At 72.9% G+C, this 21941-nt stretch carries 16 protein-coding genes; 14 read left to right on the forward strand and 2 right to left on the reverse strand.

Annotation, left to right across the window (positions count from 1 at the left end; all coding sequences use genetic code 11):
* Positions 1-13: 13 nt before the first annotated feature.
* The gene (locus ABZ887_RS19520) at positions 14-3649 is read right to left on the reverse strand and encodes a discoidin domain-containing protein (RefSeq protein WP_361290749.1); all 3636 of its coding nucleotides are present in this window, start codon (positions 3647-3649) and stop codon (positions 14-16) included.
* Between the two features lie 269 nt (positions 3650-3918).
* Between ABZ887_RS19520 and ABZ887_RS19525 the strand changes: the two genes are divergently transcribed.
* From ABZ887_RS19525 to ABZ887_RS19585, 13 genes are all read left to right on the forward strand, one after another.
* Positions 3919-6039: a glycoside hydrolase family 27 protein gene (locus tag ABZ887_RS19525; protein WP_361290752.1), complete on the forward strand. Its 2121-nt coding sequence runs from the start codon at positions 3919-3921 to the stop codon at positions 6037-6039.
* Between the two features lie 14 nt (positions 6040-6053).
* The gene (locus ABZ887_RS19530) at positions 6054-7343 is read left to right on the forward strand and encodes an extracellular solute-binding protein (protein ID WP_361290755.1); all 1290 of its coding nucleotides are present in this window, start codon (positions 6054-6056) and stop codon (positions 7341-7343) included.
* 1 nt (position 7344) lies between these two features.
* Positions 7345-8280, forward strand: coding sequence for a sugar ABC transporter permease (locus tag ABZ887_RS19535; protein WP_361290758.1), 936 nt, complete (start codon positions 7345-7347; stop codon positions 8278-8280).
* Complete coding sequence (locus tag ABZ887_RS19540) at positions 8280-9164, forward strand: carbohydrate ABC transporter permease (RefSeq protein WP_361290761.1); 885 nt, start codon at positions 8280-8282, stop codon at positions 9162-9164. The genes ABZ887_RS19535 and ABZ887_RS19540 overlap by 1 nt, the downstream gene beginning before the upstream one ends.
* Positions 9161-11233 carry an alpha-galactosidase gene (locus ABZ887_RS19545; protein WP_361290764.1) on the forward strand — a complete coding sequence of 691 codons (2073 nt, stop codon included), beginning with the start codon at positions 9161-9163 and terminating at the stop codon, positions 11231-11233. Before ABZ887_RS19540 ends, ABZ887_RS19545 begins: the two co-directional genes overlap by 4 nt.
* A 40-nt stretch (positions 11234-11273) precedes the next feature.
* Positions 11274-12047, forward strand: coding sequence for an SDR family NAD(P)-dependent oxidoreductase (locus ABZ887_RS19550; RefSeq protein WP_361290767.1), 774 nt, complete (start codon positions 11274-11276; stop codon positions 12045-12047).
* A gap of 40 nt (positions 12048-12087) precedes the next feature.
* Positions 12088-12870, forward strand: coding sequence for a FadR/GntR family transcriptional regulator (locus tag ABZ887_RS19555; RefSeq protein WP_361290771.1), 783 nt, complete (start codon positions 12088-12090; stop codon positions 12868-12870).
* Positions 12867-14012 carry a galactonate dehydratase gene (gene dgoD / locus ABZ887_RS19560; protein WP_361290774.1) on the forward strand — a complete coding sequence of 382 codons (1146 nt, stop codon included), beginning with the start codon at positions 12867-12869 and terminating at the stop codon, positions 14010-14012. Before ABZ887_RS19555 ends, dgoD begins: the two co-directional genes overlap by 4 nt.
* A complete protein-coding gene (locus ABZ887_RS19565; protein ID WP_361290777.1) occupies positions 14009-14845 on the forward strand; it encodes a hypothetical protein in 837 nt (278 codons plus the stop codon). Before dgoD ends, ABZ887_RS19565 begins: the two co-directional genes overlap by 4 nt.
* A 54-nt stretch (positions 14846-14899) precedes the next feature.
* Positions 14900-15535: a bifunctional 4-hydroxy-2-oxoglutarate aldolase/2-dehydro-3-deoxy-phosphogluconate aldolase gene (locus tag ABZ887_RS19570; RefSeq protein WP_361290780.1), complete on the forward strand. Its 636-nt coding sequence runs from the start codon at positions 14900-14902 to the stop codon at positions 15533-15535.
* A complete protein-coding gene (locus ABZ887_RS19575; protein ID WP_361290783.1) occupies positions 15532-16551 on the forward strand; it encodes a sugar kinase in 1020 nt (339 codons plus the stop codon). The genes ABZ887_RS19570 and ABZ887_RS19575 overlap by 4 nt, the downstream gene beginning before the upstream one ends.
* A 205-nt stretch (positions 16552-16756) precedes the next feature.
* Entirely contained in the window at positions 16757-17413 is a 657-nt protein-coding gene (locus tag ABZ887_RS19580) for a ThuA domain-containing protein (protein WP_361290786.1), read from the forward strand.
* The gene (locus ABZ887_RS19585; protein ID WP_361290789.1) at positions 17398-18477 is read left to right on the forward strand and encodes a Gfo/Idh/MocA family oxidoreductase; all 1080 of its coding nucleotides are present in this window, start codon (positions 17398-17400) and stop codon (positions 18475-18477) included. Before ABZ887_RS19580 ends, ABZ887_RS19585 begins: the two co-directional genes overlap by 16 nt.
* Before the next feature lie 79 nt (positions 18478-18556).
* On the opposite strand, the gene ABZ887_RS19590 is transcribed toward ABZ887_RS19585, so the two are convergent.
* The gene (locus ABZ887_RS19590; protein ID WP_361290792.1) at positions 18557-19477 is read right to left on the reverse strand and encodes an NADP-dependent oxidoreductase; all 921 of its coding nucleotides are present in this window, start codon (positions 19475-19477) and stop codon (positions 18557-18559) included.
* A 596-nt stretch (positions 19478-20073) separates the two neighbouring features.
* Here ABZ887_RS19590 and ABZ887_RS19595 point away from each other — a divergent pair.
* Entirely contained in the window at positions 20074-21891 is a 1818-nt protein-coding gene (locus tag ABZ887_RS19595; protein ID WP_361290795.1) for an ABC transporter ATP-binding protein, read from the forward strand.
* Positions 21892-21941: the final 50 nt, after the last annotated feature.

The following is a 21941-nucleotide window of genomic DNA, read 5'->3' on the forward strand; positions in this document are numbered from 1 at the left end:
CACCGACTCTGTCTCATGGTGTGGCGGTGCGGGGGACGTTGTAGCCCTCGACCCGCAGACGCGGCCGGGTGAGCGGCGGAGCGGTCGGGTGGGTCGCGGTGATGGTCCGTGACTCCCCGGGGAGCAGCCACAGGTAGTTGTCGCTGTAGAGCGTCGGCAGCACACGGTCTCCGGAGCGGGCGTCGAGGAGGGAGACCCGGAGCATGGCCGCGACGGCCGGGCCACGGTTGGTCACCCGGGCGGTCGTCGTGCGGCCGTCGGTGCGGGCGGGGCCGACGGAGATCCGGGTCCGCTCCATCCGGTCGAGGGCCTGCATGGCCTCGGGGGAGCGGTAGCGCCAGTACGTGTTCTCCGAGAGCAGCGTGCCCCGCGCGTCCGTGAGGCGCAGCCGCAGCAGGTGGAAGTCGGGCAGGCCGTCCTGGACGGGCGCGGTGAACGCGGTGCTGGTGGCGGACGGCGCGATGTCGACGCTCGCCCGCCGCTCGGGGGCGACCTGGCGGCCGGTGAGGTCGTACCAGCGGGCGGTCACGATGGCGCCGCCGACCGGCCGCGGGGTGTGGTTCACGGCGATCACCCGGCCGTCGACGGGACCGGCCTGCACATGGACGGGCTCGGCGGCCTTCCGGGCGCCGTAGTAGGCGCCGTTGACGTCGAAGTCGTAGTCGTAGGTCTGCCAGACCGTGCTGTACCAGGCGGGGTGCGACATCCACAGCATCAGCCCGCTCGCGTCGTCCCAGAGCCGGGCGTTCCAGGCCTCGAACATGGCCCGGATGTTCTCGTAGTTGACGAACTGCGCCTTACGGCAGAAGTCGTCCAGGTCCGTCGCCGCGCCGAGGCGGGACTCGATGGCGGCCCGGTAGTTCTGCGGTGCCTGATTCCCCCTGGTGCTCCAGTCGTGGAGGTACCAGGCACCGCCGACGGGCCACTCGGGTTCGTCGCCGACCAGACGGCGCATCGTCTCGGCGGTCGGCACCACCGGCATGCCGATCTCCGTGTGGAAGCCGAAGACCCCACCGCCGTAGGTCGAGGAAGAGGAGTAACGCTCCGGCTCGACCCAGCCGTACGGGCCGCCGCCGGAGACGATCCCGCCCGCCGAGTTGTTCTGGTACAGGACTCCGGGTGCCTCCTCGCGGACCGCGGCGCGCATGCCGTCGTCCACCGGGCCGGGCGGGTTGCCCTCGTTGGCGCCGCACCACACGACGACGCTCGGGTGGATCCGGTAGCGCCGGACGGTGTCCCGGGCGAGGTCGAGGAAGGCCTGGTGGTCCGGCGGGTCCATGGCCCAGGCGTTGGGGAAGTCGTTCCACACGAGCAGCCCGTGCTCGTCGCAACTGGCGTAGAACTCCTCGCGGTTGCTGCTGCCCACCCAGTTGCGGACCATCGTGAAGTTCATGTCGCGGTGCATCCGCACGGCCGTGTCCATGCGCTCGGCCGGCATCCGGCGCAGCAGTTCGTCCCAGCCCCAGTTGCCGCCGCGGCAGAACACCCGGACGCCGTTGACGCTGATCTTCAGCGGCACCGTGGAGTTGTCCACGGACCGCACGTCGGTCCAGTCGGAGCCGTCGTCGGAGACCTGGACGGTGTACGTCCGCGCGTAGGCCGTCTCCCAGGTGATGACGACGCGGTCGAACGACACCGTGCCGCCCAGGTCGACCTGGATCCACTGGTCGTCCTCGTAGGCGGAGGACCAGCGGGTGCCCGGGTCGCCGTCGGTGGCGTTGCCCGGTCCGTTCCAGGGGCCGTCGACGGAGGATGCGGTGGCCGCCTTGCGCAGGGCGAGATCGGTGTCCGGCGCCGAACTGTCCAGCACCGCCAGGCTCCACATCGACGCGCCCCAGCCCGTGGCGCGCGTCCCGCACAGGACGCGGAGGTAGCGCGCCTGCTGCCGGGTGAGGTCCACGGTCTGCGCGACCGCGTTGCCGCCCGGCGGGAAGGTGAGCGGGACCTCGTACTCGTAGCCGAACTGGCGTATCCCGAAGCGGGTCGTGCGCCGGTCGCTCTCCTCGCCCGCGACGGAGGCGGTGAGGGTCAGGCGGTGCAGGGCCGGCTCGCCGTAGCCGTTGGGCCACCACAACCGGGGGTTCTGGAGCCGCAGTTGTGGATGGTCGGCGGGGGTGAAGGTGACGTCGACGGTCTCGCCCGCGGGGACGGTGGCCGTCTGGGACACCCGTACGTCCCCGAAGGCGGCGGTGACGGTGACGCGTGCGGACCCGGTGCCGGCGTTGCGCACCGGGGCCACGACCGTCAGCTCGGCCGTACCCGTGTCGGGCAGGCCGGGCAGGCTGGTGTCCACCCGGGGGTCGCCGAGGACCACCGGACCGGTCGAACGCAGCCGGACGTGGTTCCAGATGCCGGCCGCCCGGTCCCGGACCGCAGGCATCCAGTCCCAGCCCGAAGCGGCCAGGTACGTCGGCGAGTTGCGGTTCATCATGTTCGCGCCGGCGTCCACGAAGGCCAGCCCGGCCGGGCCCTTGTCACCGGGGCTGCCCGGGAAGGGCATCGGGGTGATCCGGACGGCGAGGGCCTGCGCCGGGCCGTCGGCGAGCAGCTTCGTCACGTCGAAGGCGGCGCGGGCGAAGGGGAAGGTCACGTCACCCACCCGGCCGCCGTTGAGCCAGACCTCGGCCCGGTGGTTGATCCCGTCGAACTCCAGCCAGACCCGGCGTCCGGCGCCGGTGCGCAGGCCCTTGGGGAGGCGGAACTCGCGCCGGTACCACCAGGAGTGCCGCGAAAGCGCCTCCGGTACCCGGAGGTTGTGCAGGCCGGACACCGGGTCCGGGAGCTTGCCCTGGTCCACCAGCGAGGTCAGTACGGTGCCCGGCACCGTGGCCGGCAGCCAACGACTGGTGTCCACCGAGGGCTTGGACAGCGCCGGACCGTCGTCTTCCGTCCAGTCGTCCAGGGTCAGGTCCCAGCCGGACTCCAGCGGGACGGTGCCGTCCGCCGCGATGTGCAGGGGTTCGGGGTGGCGGGGACGTGTGCCCCAGTCCGTCCAGCCGGTGGCGTCGGGGCGCGGGGCGTCGCATGTGCCGTACACCTGGAAGCCGTTGAGGCCCAGCGGGTTGGCGTTGGAGCGCTTGGACACCGTCATGCGCACCCAGCGCGCGTCCACCGGCTCGGACAGGGTGATCTCCACGACCCCGCCGGTGCCGGAGTCGGTGCGGTGCACCACGGTCCAGGTCTCGCCGTCGCCCGAGGTCTCGATGACGAAGCCGACCGCGCAGCTCGACAGGATCTCCTGTCCCGTCGTGTCGTTGCGCGGGCTGCCGCTCGGCGAGTCGGTGAACGGCGGGTCGTCCACGGTCGCCTCGAAGACGAGCCGCAGCGACTGGACCCGGCACCGGGCCTGCAGGTCGACGCGGATCCACTGCGGGTCGCCGGCGGCGGCGCGCCATCCGGAGCCCCGGACGCCGACCGTGCCGAGACCGTCCACGGCGAACTCCGCGGGTGTGGCCGCGTAGTCCGTGGAGGACACCGAGACCGGCCGGTAGGCGGCGAGTTCGGCGGCGGAGAAGCCCCGTGGCGGCTGTCCGGATCCGGCCGTGGCGGTGGTGACGAACGGGCCCATGCCGAGCCCGAATCCGGCCAGCAGGGTGGTTCCGGCGGAGAGAACGGCACGGCGGGACGGCGGAGTTGACTGATCCGACATGGACGAGGGCTCCGATCAGGGGAGTTCGAGCCGGGCAACCGGGCGATGACAACGTTGCCATCGCCCATGACAACGTTGCCGAACACTGCCCTCGGGAGGTGGGGCTGTCAAGACTCTGTGCACACCTCCGCTCTGCTTCTATTAAATTAGTAATTATTCTTGACACGGTTTCGGCCGCGGGCCACAGTCTTCGCCGTGACGTCGTAGGCCCGCTCCGGCAGAGCGGCCCGCGTCCCGTTCTCCTGCTTCCCGACCCCTGGGAGACGTACGTGACCTCGCACCCGCCCGCACCGAGACCTCCGCACCACCGGTTCACCCGGCCCGCCCTCGCGGCCGCCGTCGCGGTGGTCCTGGCCGCCACCGTGACCCCCGACGCCGTCGCGCAGACGGCCGTCGACCAAGGCGCACCCGCCGGCTACGACAGCGGCCTCGCACCGACGCCCTACATGGGCTGGAACACCTACTACGGGCTCGGCGCGCCCACCGAGAAGGAGGTGCGCGCCGTCGCCGACAAGCTGGTCAGCAGTGGTCTGCGGGACGCCGGCTACGACATCGTGTGGCTGGACGGCGGCTGGCAGGCCGACAACCCGCGCGACGCGCAGGGCCATTTGGTCGCCAACCCGGACCGCTTCCCCTCCGGCATCCCGGCCCTCGTCTCCTACCTGCACAGGCGCGGACTCCGGGCCGGCATCTACACCGATGGCGGTACCTACGACGGCGGCAAGAGCTGCGGTCTCGGCAGCCGTGGGTACTACGACCAGGACGCACGGCAGTTCGCGAGCTGGAAGATCGACGCGATCAAGGTCGACTTCCTCTGCGGGATCGGCGCGAAGCTCGATCCGGGGCCCGCCTACAAGGAGTTCAGCGACGCTGTCGCCAAGTCCGGCCGGAAGATGCTGCTGAACCTCTGCAACCCCCTCACCGACGACTGGGGCCTGCCGCACACCCCCGAGCAGGACGCCCACAACACCTACGTCTACGCCCCGGCGATCGCCGACTCCTGGCGCACCGGCACCGACATCGCCTGGGGCACCCCGAGCCCCGGCGAGTGGCCCAACATCCTGCGCAACATGGACGCCAACGCCTGGCACCCCGAGGCACAGGGCCCCGGCCACTACAACGACCCCGACTACCTCATCCCCATGCGGAAGATGGCCGACGGGACGTACGAGCTCACCCAGGAGGAGTCCACCACCCAGTTCGTGATGTGGGCCGAGATGGGCTCGCCGCTGATGCTGGGATCCGACCCGCGCACCCTGTCCGACTCGATGCTCGGCACCCTCCGCAACCCGGAGATCATCGCCGTCGACCAGGACCCCCTCGCCGTGCAGGGCGTACGGGTCGCGACCGACTCGGTCGGTGACGTCTACAGCAAGGTCCTCCAGGGTCAGGGACAGCGCGCGGTCGTGCTGCTCAACCGCTCCGACCAACCCGCCCAGCGGACCGTCCAGTTCGCCGACACCGGCCTCGGCGGACCGGTGCGCGTCCGCGACCTGCGGGCGCGTGCCGACCGGGGCACGCACACCGGGTCGTACACCGTCGAGGTGCCCGCGCACGGCACCGCGTTCCTCAAGCTCACCGGCGCCGACGCGCTGCCGGGGACGGACCTGGGTGTGACGGCCACGGCGAGCCCCGCCGTCGTCAGCGGCGGCACCACGTTCTTCCGGGGGCCGCACGGCTCGCTCGTCGAGAAGGCCGGCGGGAGCACGAGGGACCTCGGCGGTCCCGCGCAGGGCAGGATCCTCGGCCAGCCCGCCGCCTACGCCTCCGCCGGCGGCCGGATCGACGTCTTCGTACGCGGCGCCGACTCGCGTGCCTACCGACGGGTCCACGCCGACGGCCGCTGGGGCCGATGGCAGTCCCTGGGCGGCGAGTTGACCGACGCGCCGTCCGTCGCCTTCACCGATCCCGCGCACTGGACGCTGTTCGCACGCGGCGCCGACGGCACGGTCGTGCAGCGCGGTCCGGCGACCGGCTGGTCCTCGCTCGGCGAACCCGGGGACAAGCAGGTCTACGGCCGTCCGTCCGCCGCCGTCGACGCCGAGGGCCGCGTCCATGTCGCCGTACGCACCGCCGCGGACGACGTGTGGACCCGGACCCGGGACACGTCGGGGGAGTGGTCCGACTGGACGTCCCTCGGCGGGACCGTCAGCGGCAGCCCGACGCTGGTCGCCGTCGGCGACGCGGTGCTGCTGTACGTGCGGGCCGCCGACTACACGCTCTGGCAGCAGCGGTACGCCGACGGCGCCTGGCAGGGCTGGAGCAAGCGGCAGGAGTTCCCGAGCGCCGCGTTCGACGGAGCGCTCGGCGCGGTCGCCGGCCCGGACGGGGCCGTGGACGCGGTGTTCCGCGGAGTCGACGGCCACGTGTACCGGACCCAATTCAAGTGAACGAGGAAGCAAACATGGCCAACCCCCAGACCAGCAGACGGCGGTTCCTCGCCGGACTCGGTGCCGCCGGGACCGCGGCACTGCTCAGCGGCTGTGTCACCGACACCTCCTCCGGCAAGGGCTCCTCGAAGGGCGCGGTGACCCTCCAGTCCAACCTGTCCGCCCCGCAGGCCAAGACCGCGATGGAGGACCTGGTCGCGGCGTACGGCAAGAAGGGGTCCGGCACGGCGAGCCTCAACACCATCGCCGCCGAGACCTTCCGCACCCAGCTGCCGACCTACCTCACCTCCGCCAACCCGCCGGACGTGTACACCTGGTACCCCGGCTCGGTCGCGGACGCCTACGCCAAGAAGAACCTGCTGCTCGACCTCGACGCGGTGTGGAGCTCCTCGCCCGACCTGAAGCGGTACACCAAGGCGCTGCACACGCTCTGCACCGCGAGCTCCGGCAAGAAGGTCTTCGTGCCCAACACCTACTACTGGTGGGGCATGTTCTACCGGAAGTCCCACTTCGCCAAGTGGGGCGTCAGCGAGCCCAAGAGCTGGGACGAGTTCCTCGACCTGTGCGACAAGCTCAAGTCCAAGGGCGTCGCCCCGATCGGGCTCGGCGCCGGCGGCAACACCCCCTGGGTGGCCTCGGCCTGGTTCGACTACCTCGACATCCGGATCAACGGCGCCCAGTACCACCGTGAACTCCTCGACGGGAAGCACCGGTTCGACGACCCCGAGGTGCGCAAGGTCTTCGACCGCTGGCAGGAGGTGCTGCCCTACTTCGACCCGAACGGCACCGCCCTCGCCTTCCAGGACGCCACGACCGCCCTGCTGGGCGGCAAGACCGGCATGATGCTCATCGGCACCTTCTTCGCCGACTCGGCACCCAAGAACGCCCTGGACGACATCGACTTCTTCCGCTTCCCCGTCATCGACTCCAAGATCCCGCTCGCCGAGGAGGCGCCCGTCGACGGCTACTTCGCCAGCGCCCGCACCGGCCGCAAGGACCAGGTCCTCGACCTGATGAAGTACCTCGCCACCGCCGAGGCCCAGGAGATCTACATCAAGGGCTCCTCCGGCACCGTCCTGCCCTGCAACCCGGACGCCAAGGACGCCGGCACCGCGCTGGTGACGAAGGGCCGTGCGCACGTCGCCGAGGCCGCCGAGATCACCCAGTTCTTCAACCGGGACTCCAGCGACGCCCTCCAGCCCACCGCGGACACCGCCCTGACCAAGTTCCTGGCCAAGCCGAAGGAGATCGGCAGCATCCTGACCGACTGGCAGCGCGATGCCCAGAAGATCTGGAACGCCTGACGTGGCTGTGCTCACCGCCCCCGACCGGACGTCCCCGGCCCGCCTGCCCGTCAGCGGCAGGCGGGCCCGGGGCCCCCGGCGCACCCCGCCGCTGGTCCTCGCCTTCGTCCTGGTCCCGCTGCTGGCCGAGGCCCTGTGGGTGTTCTGGCCCGCGCTGCAGGGCTTCTACCTCGCCCTCACCAAGTGGGACGGTGTCTCCCCGCCGCAGTTCGTCGGCCTGGACAACTTCCGGGAGATGGCCCACGACGACGTCTTCCGCAGCGCGCTCGGCCACACCGTGCTGTGGCTGGTCCTGTTCGGCGGTCTGTCCGCCGTGCTGGGGCTGGCTGCCGCGCTGCTGCTCCAGCAGGAGCGCCGCGGCGTCGGCTTCTACCGGGCCGCCCTGTTCCTGCCGGTCGTCTTCTCGCTGGTCGCCACCGCCCTCGTCTGGCAGGCGATCTACCAGCCCGAGGGCGTCCTCAACCGGGTGCTGGACGGGGTGGGCCTCGGCAGCCTCCAGCACGCCTGGCTCGCCGACCAGGACACCGCCCTGTACGCGGTGATCGTGCCCGCGCTGTGGCGCCAGATCGGCTACGTCATGGTCCTGTACCTGGCCGGCCTCAAGGGCATCGACCCGGCGCTCTACGAGGCCGCCAAGGTCGACGGCGCGAGCGCCTGGCAGCGGTTCCGGCACGTCACGCTGCCCCAACTGCGCAGCGTCAACGCGGTCGTCCTGTCGGTCATCGTCATCGACTCGCTGCGCTCCTTCGACGTCGTCTGGTCGCTCACCCGCGGCGGCCCCTACCACTCGTCCGAGCTGCTGAGCACCTACATGTACTCGACCGCCTTCCAGTCCCTGCGCCTCGGCTACGGCTCAGCCCTGGCCGTCGTCATCTTCGTCCTCGCCTTCGGGGTCATCGCCTCCTACCTCGTGCGCGCCTTCCGGGAGGCCGACTGATGTCCGCCGACGCCACGGCCGGCTCCACGGCCGGCTCCACGGCCAACTCCACGGCACTGCGCCGCAGAAGAGCGGCCACCGCCGGATTCCACCTCGGCGCGGGCGCCCTGGCCGTCCTGTGGCTGCTGCCCATCGCCCTGGTCCTGGTGACCAGCCTGCGCTCCTTCGACGACATCGCAGCCCACGGTCTGGGCAGTTGGCCACGCTCCTTCACCCTGGCCAACTTCGGCCAGGCCTGGACCGACGGCGGCCAGCAGCAGGCCCTGATCAACAGCCTGATCGTCACCGTTCCCTGCGTCCTGGTGACGCTGGCCCTCGCCGCGATGGCCGCGTTCGCCCTCAGCCGCTACGAACTCCCCTTCCGCCGCTCCCTGTTGCTGCTCATGCTCGGCGGCAACCTGCTCCCGCCGCAGATCCTGCTCATCCCGGTGTCCAAGCTCAGCGAGGTGATGGGCGTCTACGACACCCTGCCCGCGCTGATCGGCGTGCAGATCGGCTTCGGCGTCGGCTTCTACGTCTTCGTCCTGCACGGGTTCATGCGGTCGATCCCCGTGGAGATCCAGCAGGCGGCGGTCGTCGACGGCGCCGGGCCCTGGCAGATCTTCTGGCGGATCATCCTCCCGCTGACCCGCCCCGCCCTGGCAGCCCTGAGCGCCCTGTCCTTCACCTGGATCTTCAACGACCTGCTCTGGGCGATCACCGTCCTGCGCAGCGACACCAAGATGCCGATCACCGCCGCCCTCATCGGACTCCAGGGCCAGTACGTGTCGGAGTGGAACGTGATCGCCGCCGGGTCGGTCATCGCCGCCGCGCCCACGGTCGCCGTCTTCCTGCGCTTCCAACGGCACTTCGTGGCGGGCCTCAACCTGGGAGCCGTCAAGTGACGTACCCGCGCTGGACCTTGCGGACAGCCAACACCAGCTACACCGTCCGCCTTTCGCCGGACGGGCCGTGGGCCGAGCTCGACGCCTGGGGCCCGCTCGGCGTCGAGGACGGGCCGTCCGCCCTGGACTGGTCCCACCGCACCCACTTCATCACGCCCGCCGACGCGGCTCCCGCCGAGTATCTGCCGTACGGACTGCGGCCGTTCACCGGCGCCGAGCTGGTTGTGGCAGGGACGGGCGGGGACCGGGGCGTGTGGTGGGAGTTCGACGGCGCCGAGGAGACGGACGGAGGACTGCGGCTCGCCTTCACCGACGAGCTGACCGGCCTGCGCACGGTCCTCTGCTACGAGACGGTCCCCGGCACCGACGTGATCCTCCGCTGGACCGAGTTCACCGCCACGGCCGAACTCCGCCTGGAACGGCTCGACTCGGCGGCCGTGAACATCCCGGTCGCCGGTGCGGCCCTGCTGACCTGTCTCGCCGGGCAGTGGTCGCAGGAGTTCCAGCGCACCCGACTCGACCTCACCAGGGGCACGTTCACCATCGGCAGCCTGCAGGGCGCGCCCGGCCACGCGTACGCGCCCTGGCTCGCCGTGCAGGACACGGAGGCCCCGCAGGCCGCGTACGGTGTCGCCCTCGAATGGCCGGGCAACTGGCACATCACGGCGGAGGCCGAGCCCGGCGGGACCGTCCGGGTCCGGGCCGGCCGGGTCCCGCACGAGGGTGCCGTGCGCATGGCCCCCGGGGAGACCCTCGTGACTCCCCGGCTCGCCTGTGCCTTCAGCCCGGACGGACTCGACGGCCTGTCCCGGGTCTGGCACCGCTACGAGCGCCGCCTCTCCGGCGACCGGCTGCACCGCACCCGCAAGGTGCTCTACAACTCCTGGGAGGCCACCGGCTTCGACGTCGACGCGGCCGGGCAGCTGGAGCTGGCCAAGGCGGCCGCGGACATCGGGGCCGAGCTCTTCGTCGTGGACGACGGCTGGCTCACCGGCCGCGCCGACGACACCGGGGGACTGGGCGACTGGTACCCGGACCCGGCGGCGTTCCCGCAGGGCTTCGACCGGTTCGTGGCGGACATTCGCGCCCTCGGCCTGGACTTCGGCCTGTGGGTGGAGCCCGAGGCGGTCAGCCCCGGCAGCCGGCTGTACGCCGAACACCCCGAGTGGGTCTACCGCGTCGACGGCCGCCCGGCCCGCCTCGTCCGCAACCAGCTCCTGCTCGACCTGGGCCGGACCGACGTCCAGGACTTCGTCATCGGCACCCTCGACCGGCTGCTCGGCGCGTACGGCATCGGCTACCTGAAGTGGGACATGAACCGCCCGCCCACCGAACGCGGACGCCCCGGCGCCGGTCCCCACGACCCGGTCGACCTGGACGCCGAGCACGTCGCCGGATACCTGCGGGTCCTCGACCACCTGCGCGCCGCCCACCCCGGTGTCACCGTCGAGGGCTGCGCCGGCGGCGGCGGACGGATCGAGCACGCCACCCTCGCCCGCACCGACGTCGTCTGGCCCAGCGACAACACCGCGCCGATGGACCGGCTGCGCATCCAGCACGGCTTCCTGCACGCCCACGCGCCGCACGTCATGAGCTCCTGGGTCACCGACGCCCCAGGCATCTTCGACCCGCGCCCGCGCAGCCTCGCCTTCCGCTTCGTGAACGCCATGTGCGGCGTCCTCGGGATCGGCGCCGACCTGCGCGCCTGGACCCCGGAGCAACGGGCCGAGGCCGCCCGCTGGATCGCCCGGTACAAGGAGGTGCGGGACGTCGTCCACCACGGCGAGGCCCGGCTCCTCGGCACGCCGGACGACCCCACCTGCGGCGTCCAGTACGAAGCCGGTGACCGGACCGTCGTCGCCGCGCTCTCCACCGGCCGTCTCGACGGGGCACCGCTGCTGCCCGGCCGCCCCGCCCGGCTCCGGCTGCGGGGCCTGGACCCGGCCGCGCGCTACCGCGACACGGCGACGGGAACGGCGTACGGCGGAGCCCATCTGCTCCACCACGGCCTGCCGTTCGCGTGGAGTGCCGGGCACGACGCCGACCTGGTGGTGCTGAGACGCCTGTAGGACGCATATGTTGCCAGCAGCTCACCCTCTAAGGAGCCCGATGGACCAGTCCGTACCGCGGTACGGTGCCCGCTTCACCGGCCGTACCGCCGTGGTGACCGGCGCCGCCTCCGGCATCGGAGCCGCCACCGCCGCACGCCTCGCCGGGGAGGGCGCCGCGGTCGTGCTCGCCGACATCGCGGACGAACGCGGCCAGACCGTGGTGGACGGGATCGAGAAGGACGGCGGCCGGGCCCGGTACGTGCACGCCGACGTCGCCGCCGAGGACGCCTGGGCGCGGATCGTGACCGCCGCGCATGCCTTCGGACCGGTCGACGTGCTCGTCAGCAACGCCTACACCGTCGACGTCGTACCGGCCCACGAGATGCCCCTGCCGTCCTGGCAGCGGCAGCTCGACGTCAACCTCACGGGCGCCTTCCTCGGCGTCCGGGCCGCCCTGCCCGACCTGCGCGCGCGGCGCGGCGCCGTGGTGCTCACCTCGTCGGTGCACGCCCACGCCGGCATCCCCGGCCACCCCGCCTACGCCGCGGCCAAGGGCGGCCTGCTCTCCCTGTGCGGACAGCTCGCCGTCGAGTACGGGCCCGAGGTGCGCGTCAACGCGGTACTCCCCGGGCCCGTTCTGACCGGGGCCTGGAACAGGGTGCCCCCCGAGGAACGGGAACGCAGCGTCGCCGGAACGGCCGCCCGCCGCTTCGGCACCCCCGAGGAGGTGGCCGCCGCGATCGCGTTCCTCTGCGCCGACGAGGCCTCCTACATCACCGGGTCCAGTCTCGTCGTGGACGGCGGCTGGAGCGTGGTGAAGGCCTCCGCATGATGCCCTTGGACCGGAACGTGGAACAGAAAGGCTGTACGACATGACGCCCTACGCCCGCCGCGGTGTGCACGGCCAGACCGTGGAGGCCCTGGCGCGCCGCATCCTGGGCGGCGAGATCCCGGAAGGGGCCACGCTCGACCTGGTGGCGCTGCAGAGTGAACTCGACGTCAGCCTCACCGCCCTGCGCGAGTCCCTCAAGGTGCTCGCCGCCAAGGGCATGGTCGACGCCCGCCAGAAGCGCGGCACGTTCGTACGGGCCCGCGCGGACTGGAACCTGCTCGACGCCGACGTGCTGCGCTGGCAGTTCGAGGGCGGCGGGGCGACCGGCGCGGAGTGGTCGCTGCTGCGCAACCTCGCCGAGGTCCGCGCCATCATCGAACCGGCCGCCGTCCGGCTCGCCGCCGAGCGCCGCACCGAGGCCGACCTCCTGCTGCTGGAGACGGCCGTGGAGGCGATGGGCCGGGAGGAGGCCGACCCCGGCCACGCCGTCGACGCCGACCTCGCCTTCCACCGCGCCCTGCTCGCCGCCACCCACAACGAACTGCTCGAACGCATGGAGATGGTGATCGAGTCGGGGCTGGCCCACCGGGACCGGATCGTGCACAGCTCCCCGCACAGCGAGGACCCCGTCCCCGCCCACCGTGCCGTCCTGGACGCCGTGCGCGACCGCGACCCACAGGCGGCCGAGACCGCCATGCGGGCCCTGCTCGACCAGGCGGGCCGCGACCTGGCCCGGCTCGACGGCCCCGAGGACAGCCCCGAGGCCGGCACCGCGACGGACGGCTCCGGGACCGACGACACGAAAGGCAGCGGCGGCCAGTGAAGATCGACCGGATAGAGACCTTCCTCGTCCCGCCGCGCTGGCTGTTCTGCCGCGTCGAGACCGACGACGGAGTGGTCGGCTGGGGCGAGCCCGTCGTCGAGGGGCGCGCCGAGGTCGTCCGCACCGCCGTCGACGTCCTCGCCGAATACCTGGTCGGGCAGGACCCGTTGCGCATCCAGGACCACTGGCAGGTGCTCAGCAAGGGCGGCTTCTACCGGGGCGGCCCGGTGCTGTCGAGCGCCGTCGCCGGCCTCGACCAGGCCCTGTGGGACATCGCGGGGAAGACCTACGGCGCGCCTGTGCACGCCCTGCTGGGCGGTCCGGTGCGCGACCGGGTGCGGGTCTACGCCTGGGTCGGCGGCGACGAACCCGCCCAGCTGACCGAGCAGATAGCGGCCCAGGTGGAGGCGGGCTTCACCGCGGTGAAGATGAACGCCGCCGGCGCCACCTCGCCCCTGGCCACGGCGGCGGAGACGGCGGCCGTCGTCGCCCGGGTGAGCGCCGCCCGGGACGTCCTCGGCCCGGACCGGGACGTCGCCGTCGACTTCCACGGCCGCTTCACCGCCGCGAGCGCCCGCCGCGTCCTCGCCGAACTCGCCCCGCTGCACCCGCTGTTCGTGGAGGAGCCGGTCGTCCCCGAGCAGGGCCACCTGCTGCCCGGCCTGGTCTCGTCGAGCCCGGTGCCGCTGGCCACCGGCGAACGCCTGTACTCGCGCGCCGAGTTCCTGCCCGTCCTCGCCGCGGGCATCGCGGTCGCCCAGCCGGACCTCTCCCACGCCGGCGGCATATCCGAGGTCCACCGCATCGCCTCGCTCGCCGAGACCTACGGCGCCCAGCTCGCCCCGCACTGCCCGCTCGGCCCCATCGCCCTCGCGGCCGGCCTCCAAGTCGCCTTCGCCACCCCCAACTTCCTCATCCAGGAACAGAGCCGCGGCATCCACTACAACAAGGACGCCGACCTCCTCTCCTACCTCGTCGACCCCGAACCCTTCCGCTTCGTGGACGGGCACGCCCACCGCGGCGACGCCCCCGGGCTCGGCATCACCCTGGACGAGGCGGCCGTCCGCGCCGCCGACCGCGCCGGGCACCGGTGGCGCAACCCGGTGTGGCGGCACGCCGACGGCTCCTTCGCGGAGTGGTGACCGTGCCGCTCGACGTCGTCACCGACCTGGCGCACGGCGGCCGTTGGACCTCGCTGCGGCACGGCGGCCGCGAATGGCTGTGGCGGCGCGACAGCCCCGCACGCCGTGACGTGGCACCGGGCGACGCGTTCGTGGACGCGGGAGGACTGGAGGAGTGCGTCCCCACCGTCCGCGGCACCCCCGACCACGGGGACGCCTGGTGCCGGCCCTGGACACGCGACGGGGACGCGGATGGTGAGGGTGTCGCGGAGACCGTCCGCTGCGAGCGCTTCACCCTGACGCGCAGGCTGCGCGGTACGGCCGACGGTGTGGAGGCCGACTATGTGCTGGCGGCCGACGCCGGCTTCCGTTTCCTCTGGGCCGCCCACGCGCTCCTTGACCTCTCCGAGGAGGCCGTCCTGCGCGCCCACGAGGGCGCGCCCACCCGGGTGTTCCCGGAGGCCGCGCCCCTGCTGAACCGTCCCTGGCCGGACGGCGCCCCCTGGGTGACGGGTCCCTGGCCCACACCCCTGGGAGTGCGGCTCGACCGGTTCGGACCGGACGACGGCACGGCGGTCGGGGCCGTCGTGGACGGCGGCCGGTGCTGTGTGCACGACGGCCCGGACCGGCTCGCCTTCGCCGTCGAGGCGGAGGACCAGCCGCTCTCCGTCGCCCTGTGGCGCAACCTCGGCGGTTTCCCCGCCGGCCGGCCCTACCGCAGTACGGGCGTCGAGCCGATGCTCGGCCGCGTCTTCGACCTCGCCGACGCGGGCCCGGACGACGCCGCCCGCGTCCCCGCCACGGGCGAGGTCCGCTGGCGGCTCACCGTGACCGCCGACTGCCGCTGCCCCTGAGACACAAGGCCCCTCAGACACAAGGCCCCTGAGACACAAGGAAGGAGCCCGCTCGTGGATCTGCGAGCCGCCCTCGCCGCCCGTCGCCTACTCGCCATCGTGCGCGGCGGCGACCCGGACGCCGCCCTGCGCACCGTGCTGACCCTGGCCGAGGAGGGCATCGAACTGATCGAGGTGTCGCTGAGCGGCACGGACGCGCTCACCGTCCTCACCCGGGCCCGCAAGGAGTTGGGCCCCGACCGCCCGCTGGGCGCCGGCACGGTGCTGACCGCCGCCGACGCGCACGCCGCCCACCGTGCGGGCGCCACGTTCGCCGTCACCCCCGGTCTCGGCGCCGGCACCGACACCGCCCGGCAGCTCGGCATGCCGGTCCTCGCGGGCGTGCTGACCCCCACCGACGTGATCGCGGCGCAGGCCCGCGGCGCGGCCGCGCTGAAGCTCTTCCCGGCCGCCGAGGCCGGGGGAGCGGCCTACCTGAAGGCGCTGCGCGGACCGTTCCCCGACGCCGCGTTCGTCCCGGTCGGCGGCGTCGACGTGCCGGCCGCGCGGGCCTACCTGGCCGCCGGGGCCACCGCCGTCGGCATCGGCTCCCCCCTCGTCGGGGACGCGGCCGACGGCGGCAGCATCACCGCCCTGCGCGAGCGGGCCCGCGCGTTCCGGGCCGCCGTACCGGAGGAGGGACCGGCATGACGGCTCCCTGGCGTCCGGCCCCGGGACCCGTCGTCTGCCTCGGCGAGACCATGGCCGCCCTGGCCCCCGATCCGCCCCGGCCGCTGGCGGACGCCGAGCAACTGCGGCTGTCCGTCGCGGGAGCGGAGTCCAACGTGGCCATGTACCTCGCGGACCACGGCGTTCCGGCCCGCTGGCTCTCGGCCGTCGGTGACGATCCGCTGGGCGGCCGGGTGCGCGCCGCGGTCGCCGCCGCCGGGGTCGACGTGACGCATGTGCGCACCGACCCGCACCGGCCCACGGGCCTCCTCCTCAAGAACCCGGGCCCCGCCGGAACCCGCGTCCACTACTACCGCACCGGCTCGGCGGCCTCGGCCCTCGGCCCCGGCCTGCTCGACGGCGAACCCCTGCGCTCGGCCGCCGTCCTGCACCTCACCGGCATCACCCCCGCCCTCTCCGCGTCCTGCCGCGCCCTGGTGACCCGGGCCCTCGACACGCCCGCCGCCGACCGGCCGTACGCCGTCAGCTTCGACGTCAACCACCGGGCCGCGCTGTGGCCGGACGGCACCGCGCCGGCGGTGCTGCGCACCTTCGCCGACCGGGCTGACATCGTTTTCGTGGGCCTTGACGAGGCCCAGGAGCTGTGGGGCGCCGACCTGACCGTCACCGGCCTGCGGGACCTGCTGCCCGGGCCGCGGATCCTCGTCGTCAAGGACGGCGCCCGGGCCGCGACCGCCGTGACCGCGAACGGCGCGTGCACGGTGCCCGCGCTGCGGACGGCCGTGGTGGAACCGGTCGGCGCGGGCGACGCGTTCGCGGCGGGCTTCCTGGCCGGGCTGCTGCGCGCGGAGACACTGCCCCGAGCCCTCCGCCTCGGCCATCTCACCGCCGTCTCCGCCCTCAAGGTGACGGGGGATCACGGCCCTTTGCCCGAGCCACCGGACATCGCCCGGCTCCTCGAACTCACCGACCGGGACTGGCGACGAGAAGGCTCCGAGGCGGTCCGAAGTTGGCCGATCAAGGCGATAGCTGGTTGACAAGGGCGATGGAACAATCGCCGGACTGTCGCCGGACTCGTCGGCGCGACCGGTGAGGCAGGAGACGCCTCGCCGATCGCGCCACGTCGGCTGCCTGCCGGGCCGAGGAGAGACGCGGCTGGTCGTGCTGCGAGGACGGGGTCCGGGTTTTCACATCCGACCGCCGCACGCAGCCGTGCGGCGCCGATGGGAGCGTGCGATCACCTTGACCACCGACATCCGGCGGGCGCTGGTCGTCCGCGGCGGTTGGGACGGGCATCAGCCCGTGACGATCAGCGACGGCTTCGTCCCCTTCCTCAAGGAGAACGGGTTCGTCGTCGAGACCTCCGAGGACCTCGCCGTGTACGAGGACGCGGAGCGCCTGGCCGCCACCGACCTGGTCGTGCAGTGCTGGACCATGGGCACCGTCACCCGGGAGCAGAGCGACAACCTCGCCGCCGCGGTACGCGCCGGCACCGGCCTGGCCGGCTGGCACGGCGGCATCGTCGACAGCTTCCACGACCACGGCTACCACCTGCTGACCGGCGGCACGTTCGTGATGCACCCGCCGGGCTTCCACGACCACACCGTGCACCTGCTGCCCGAGCGGGCCGACCACCCCGTCATCGCGGGCCTGGACGACTTCGCCGTGCACACCGAGCAGTACTGGCTGCTGACCGACCCCCACATCGACGTCCTCGCGACCACCACCTTCCCCGCCGACGAACTCCGGGACCGGCCCGCGGTGATGCCCGCCGTGTGGACCAGGACCTGGGGCGCGGGGCGGGTCTTCGTCTCGACCATCGGGCACAAGCCCGACGACTTCGACGTGCCCGAGGTGCGCACGCTGACCGAAAGGGGGCTGCTGTGGGCGAGCCGCTGAGGCCTTTGGGTATCGGCATCGTCGGCGCCGGGAAGATCAGCGGCGCCTACCTCTCGACCCTGGAAGGGCTCGCGTCGGTACGGCTCACCGCCGTCACCGACCTCGACCCCGCCCGCGCGCGGAGCGTCGCCGAACGGACCGGGGCGGCCGAGGCGCCGGACGTCGCCGCGCTCGTGGCCCGGGACGACGTGGACGCCGTACTCAACCTCACCATCCCTGCCGCCCACGCGGAGGTCGCGCTCACCGCGCTCGCCGCGGGCAGGCACGTGTACGGGGAGAAGCCGCTCGCGGCGAACCGCAAGGAGGCCGACGCCGTGCTGGCGGCGGCGCGGGAGGCCGGGCTGCGGGTCGGGTGCGCGCCCGACACCGTCCTCGGCACCGGAACGCAGACCGCGCGCAAGGCGGTCGACGACGGTCTGATCGGCCGGCCGGTCGCGGCCACCGCCTTCATGACCACCGCCGGACACGAGAGCTGGCACCCGGACCCGGAGTTCTACTACCGGCCGGGCGGCGGCCCGCTGCTCGACATGGGCCCCTACTACCTCTCCGCCCTGGTCCACCTGCTGGGCCCGGTGGTCCGGGTGACCGGCGCCTCCTCCCGGCCGCGGACCGAGCGGACCATCGGCAGCGGCCCGCGTGCGGGGACCGTCTTCCCGGTGGAGGTGGACACCCACGTCACTGGTGTCCTGGAGCACGCCGGCGGAGCGCTGTCCACCCTGCTCATGAGCTTCGACGTGCGCGCCGCCCGGCTGCCGCGCATCGAAGTGCACGGCACCGAGGCCTCGTTGTCCGTGCCCGACCCGAACGGCTTCGACGGCGCCGTCGAACTCCACCGCGGCGACGGCTGGCAGACCCTGCCCGTCTCCGCCGGCTACCGGGACACGGGCCGCGGCATCGGCCTCGCCGATCTCGCCGAGGCCCTGGCGCAGGGGCGCCCGCACCGCGCGTCGGCCGAACTCGCCGCCCACGTCCTGGACGTCATGCTCACCCTCGTGGACGCGGCGGACCAGGGCCGTGCCCTCCCGGTGACCAGCACCTGCGAGCGCCCCGCTCCGCTCCCCTGACCCGCACCACGCGACAGGAGACCCCCTTCGTGCACGACGGCCGGAAGCTGGTCCGCACCGGCCTCCGCACCGGTGGCCTTCAGTCCTCCGCCACCCGGATGATGGTCCTGCCGTGCGTGCGCTTCTCCGGCGTGAACGCGGCAATCGCCTCGGCGAGGGGCCGGACCGCGCCGACGACGGGCCTGAGCCGTCCGTCCCGCAGCCGTGCGGCGAGGTCGGTGAGGCGTGCGCGGTCGGGTTCGACGACGAAGAAGACCGCCCGCCCGTCCGCGGGGTGGACGGTGACGGGATGGGCGATGGTGACCAGCGTGCCGCCGGCGCGGACCAGCGCCGTGGAGCGGTCGAGGATCTCGCCGCCGATCACGTCGAACACCACGTCGACCTCGCCGATGTCCTCCAGCCGTTCGGCCTGGAGGTCCACGAAGGTGTCCACGCCCAGGTCGCGGGCGAGGTCGCGGTCGGCCGCCCGGCCGGTGCCGATCACTCGCGCGCCCGCCGCACGGGCCAGCTGCACGGCGATGGAGCCGACGCCGCCCGCGGCACCGTGGATCAGCACGGTCTGCCCGGTGGTCAGGTGCGCGTGGTCGAAGAGGCCCTGCCAGGCGGTGAGCCCCGAGACCGGCAGGGCGGCGGCCGTGACATGGTCGACGTCGGCCGGGAGCGGGGCGAGGTTGCGGGCCTCGACGGCGGTGTACTCGGCGAGCGTGCCGTCGCGGGTCCAGTCGGCGAGCCCGAACACCCGCTGGCCGACGGTCAGTCCGGTGGTGCCGTAGCCCAGCTCGGTGACCACGCCGGACAGCTCGTGGCCGGGCACGCTCGGGGTGCGGTCGCGACCTGCCCGGTCGGTCCAGGTGGCGGGCCAGGTCAGTTCGCCGGGCGTGAACCCGGCGGCGTGCACGCGCACGATCACGTCGTTCTCCGCGGCGTGCGGGTGCGGCAGCTCGGTGAGGGCGAGACCGCCGACTCCGGCGTCGCGGTCCTTGACGGTGATGGCTTGCATGTGAGGTACCTCTGGATGGGTGGGGGAGTCGCGGCGACGGACCGGCCCCGCCCGGCGGCGGCCGCCCCGTCGTGACCCATCTCAGCGCCCCGCGGCGAGCCCTGCCACCGCGGACGGCGGCGGGCGAGGGGAGCAGCGGGCGCTGCTGTGGTCACGCCTTCGACCGTATGCCGGAACCGGCCCGGGCGCCTGGGCCACCTCCGGTCCCGTGGCATGGGCCACTTCGCCTGCACGATGGGCATGCTCGGCGCCGAGCACACGGTGACCAACCCGGCCGACGCCCAGCGCGGTCTGGAGCGGCTCGCGATCCGGATCGGCCGGGGCGTGTGCGCGGCGGCCACCCTGCTGGGCGCCGCCTCCCTCGTCCTCGGCCAGGCGTTCTCCGCCCAGCCCAGGTCGCTGCTGCCGGGCCGAGCCCCGAGTCGGCCCCCATCCGGTCGACCGTGTGTTCGCTCCGTAGTCGCCGACGAAAAAACACGTGGACTGAGTGACCGTCGTCGCGGGACACTTCCCTTTCCTGACCTGCCGATTCCAGGCCGTCGCGGACCATGCGGCGGCCGACTCGGCATGCCGTACGACGACTACACAGGGTTGAGATGACATCCTCAGTCGATTTACCTGCGACCGGACCCCGGCAGGGCGCGGTCCTGCTCGCGCTGCGCTACTACGGACGGGAGCTGGCCCGGCTCAAGTGGCTCACACTGCCCGGAATGCTGCTGCCGGCGCTCGGCAACATCGGAATCAACTACCTGGCACCGCTGGTGGTGGCCAGGCTCGTCGGCCGGATCGCGGACGGCCACGGCCTGAGCCTTCGCGCCACACTGCCGTACGTCCTCGGCTTCGGCGGTGTCCTGCTGCTGGCGGAGGCCCTGTGGCGGATCGGTCTGCACTGTCTGAACCGCCTGGACGCCCTCGGTATCGAGCAGTTGTACGTCATCGGCATGGACGAACTGTTCGCCAAGGACGCCGCGTTCTTCCACGACAACTTCGCCGGGTCGCTCACCAAGCGGGTGCTGAGCTTCGCCAACCGCTTCGAGGAGTTCGCGGACACGCTGACCTTCAACATCGTCGGCAGCTTCGTGCCGCTTGCGTTCGGGTCGGTGGTGCTGTGGCGCTATGAACCGCTCCTGGTCGTCGGGTTGCTGACGATGATCGCGATCACCGGCGTGTGCGTGGTGCCGCTGATCCGCCACCGGCAGCGGCTGGTCGCCCAGCGCGAGGACGCCATCGCCCGGGTGTCCGGGCATGTCGCCGACAGCCTGATGAACATGGACACGGTCCGGGCGTTCGCCGCGGAGGAGCGGGAGGCCGCCGAACACCGGTTGCGGGTGGCCGAGTCACGGCGGCGCCAGCTGCGCTCGTGGGACTACGGCAACCTGCGCATCGACACCTTCGTCGCGCCGATGTCCGTGGCGACCAACGCGCTGGGCCTGCTGCTCGCGGTCGCCCTGGCCGGTGGCGGGCACAGTGTGGAGGCGGTCGTGGTCGCCTTCACGTACTACTCCAACGCGACCCGGATCATGTTCGAGTTCAACCAGATCTACCGGCGCATGGAGAGCTCCATGACGGAGGCGGCCCAGTTCACCGAACTGCTCCTCGAATCCCCGACCGTGGTCGACCCGGAGGCTCCGGAACCGCTCGCACCGCGGGCCGCCGGCGTCCGCTTCGAGAAGGTCTCCTTCGCCCACGCGGGTGCCAAACCGCTGTTCGAAGGGCTTGAGTTGGACGTGCCCAGCGGGTCGAAGTTCGGGTTCGTCGGCCGGTCGGGCGGCGGCAAGACCACGCTCACCCGGCTGCTGCTGCGGATGACCGACATCGAATCCGGCCGGATCATGATCGGCGGCCAGGACATCAGCCGGCTGCGCCAGGCCGACCTGCGCAGCCAGATCGCCTACGTCCCGCAGGACCCGGCGATGTTCCACCGCACCCTGCGGGACAACATCGCCTTCGCCCGGCCGGACGCCACCGACGCCGAGATCCGGCTGGCGGCGGAGGCCGCGCACGTCACGGAGTTCGCCGACGCGCTGCCGGACGGGTTCGACACGATGGTGGGGGAGCGCGGCGTCAAGCTCTCCGGCGGCCAGCGCCAGCGGGTCGCCCTGGCCCGGGCGATCCTGCGGGACGCCCCGATCCTGCTCCTGGACGAGGCGACCAGCGCGCTGGACTCCGAGAGCGAGATCCTGGTCCAGGAGGCGCTGTGGCGGCTCATGGAGGGCCGCACGGCACTGGTGGTGGCCCACAGGCTGAGCACGGTCGCCTCCATGGACCGGCTCGTGGTCCTCGACCGCGGCCGGATCGTCGAGCAGGGCACGCACCACGAACTGCTCGACGCTCAGGGCGCCTACGCCAAGCTGTGGCAGCACCAGTCGGGCGGGTTCCTGGACGAGGGGCCGCGGCCTGCCGAAGTGCACTAGGCGCTTCGCTGGAGGTGCAGGGGGCGCGTCGTCGGTCGGCTGCGGCGCCG

The organism is Streptomyces sp. NPDC047061 (assembly GCF_040643955.1).
Lineage (GTDB): Bacteria > Actinomycetota > Actinomycetes > Streptomycetales > Streptomycetaceae > Streptomyces.

Coding starts and splice junctions, on each gene's coding strand:
- ABZ887_RS19555 (WP_361290771.1), top strand. CDS start 12,088: ATGACGCCCTACGCCCGCCGCGGTGTGCACGGCCAGACCGTGGAGGCC.
- ABZ887_RS19530 (WP_361290755.1), top strand. CDS start 6,054: ATGGCCAACCCCCAGACCAGCAGACGGCGGTTCCTCGCCGGACTCGGT.
- ABZ887_RS19540 (WP_361290761.1), top strand. CDS start 8,280: ATGTCCGCCGACGCCACGGCCGGCTCCACGGCCGGCTCCACGGCCAAC.
- ABZ887_RS19595 (WP_361290795.1), top strand. CDS start 20,074: ATGACATCCTCAGTCGATTTACCTGCGACCGGACCCCGGCAGGGCGCG.
- ABZ887_RS19590 (WP_361290792.1), bottom strand. CDS start 19,477: ATGCAAGCCATCACCGTCAAGGACCGCGACGCCGGAGTCGGCGGTCTC.
- ABZ887_RS19575 (WP_361290783.1), top strand. CDS start 15,532: ATGACGGCTCCCTGGCGTCCGGCCCCGGGACCCGTCGTCTGCCTCGGC.
- ABZ887_RS19520 (WP_361290749.1), bottom strand. CDS start 3,649: ATGTCGGATCAGTCAACTCCGCCGTCCCGCCGTGCCGTTCTCTCCGCC.
- ABZ887_RS19550 (WP_361290767.1), top strand. CDS start 11,274: ATGGACCAGTCCGTACCGCGGTACGGTGCCCGCTTCACCGGCCGTACC.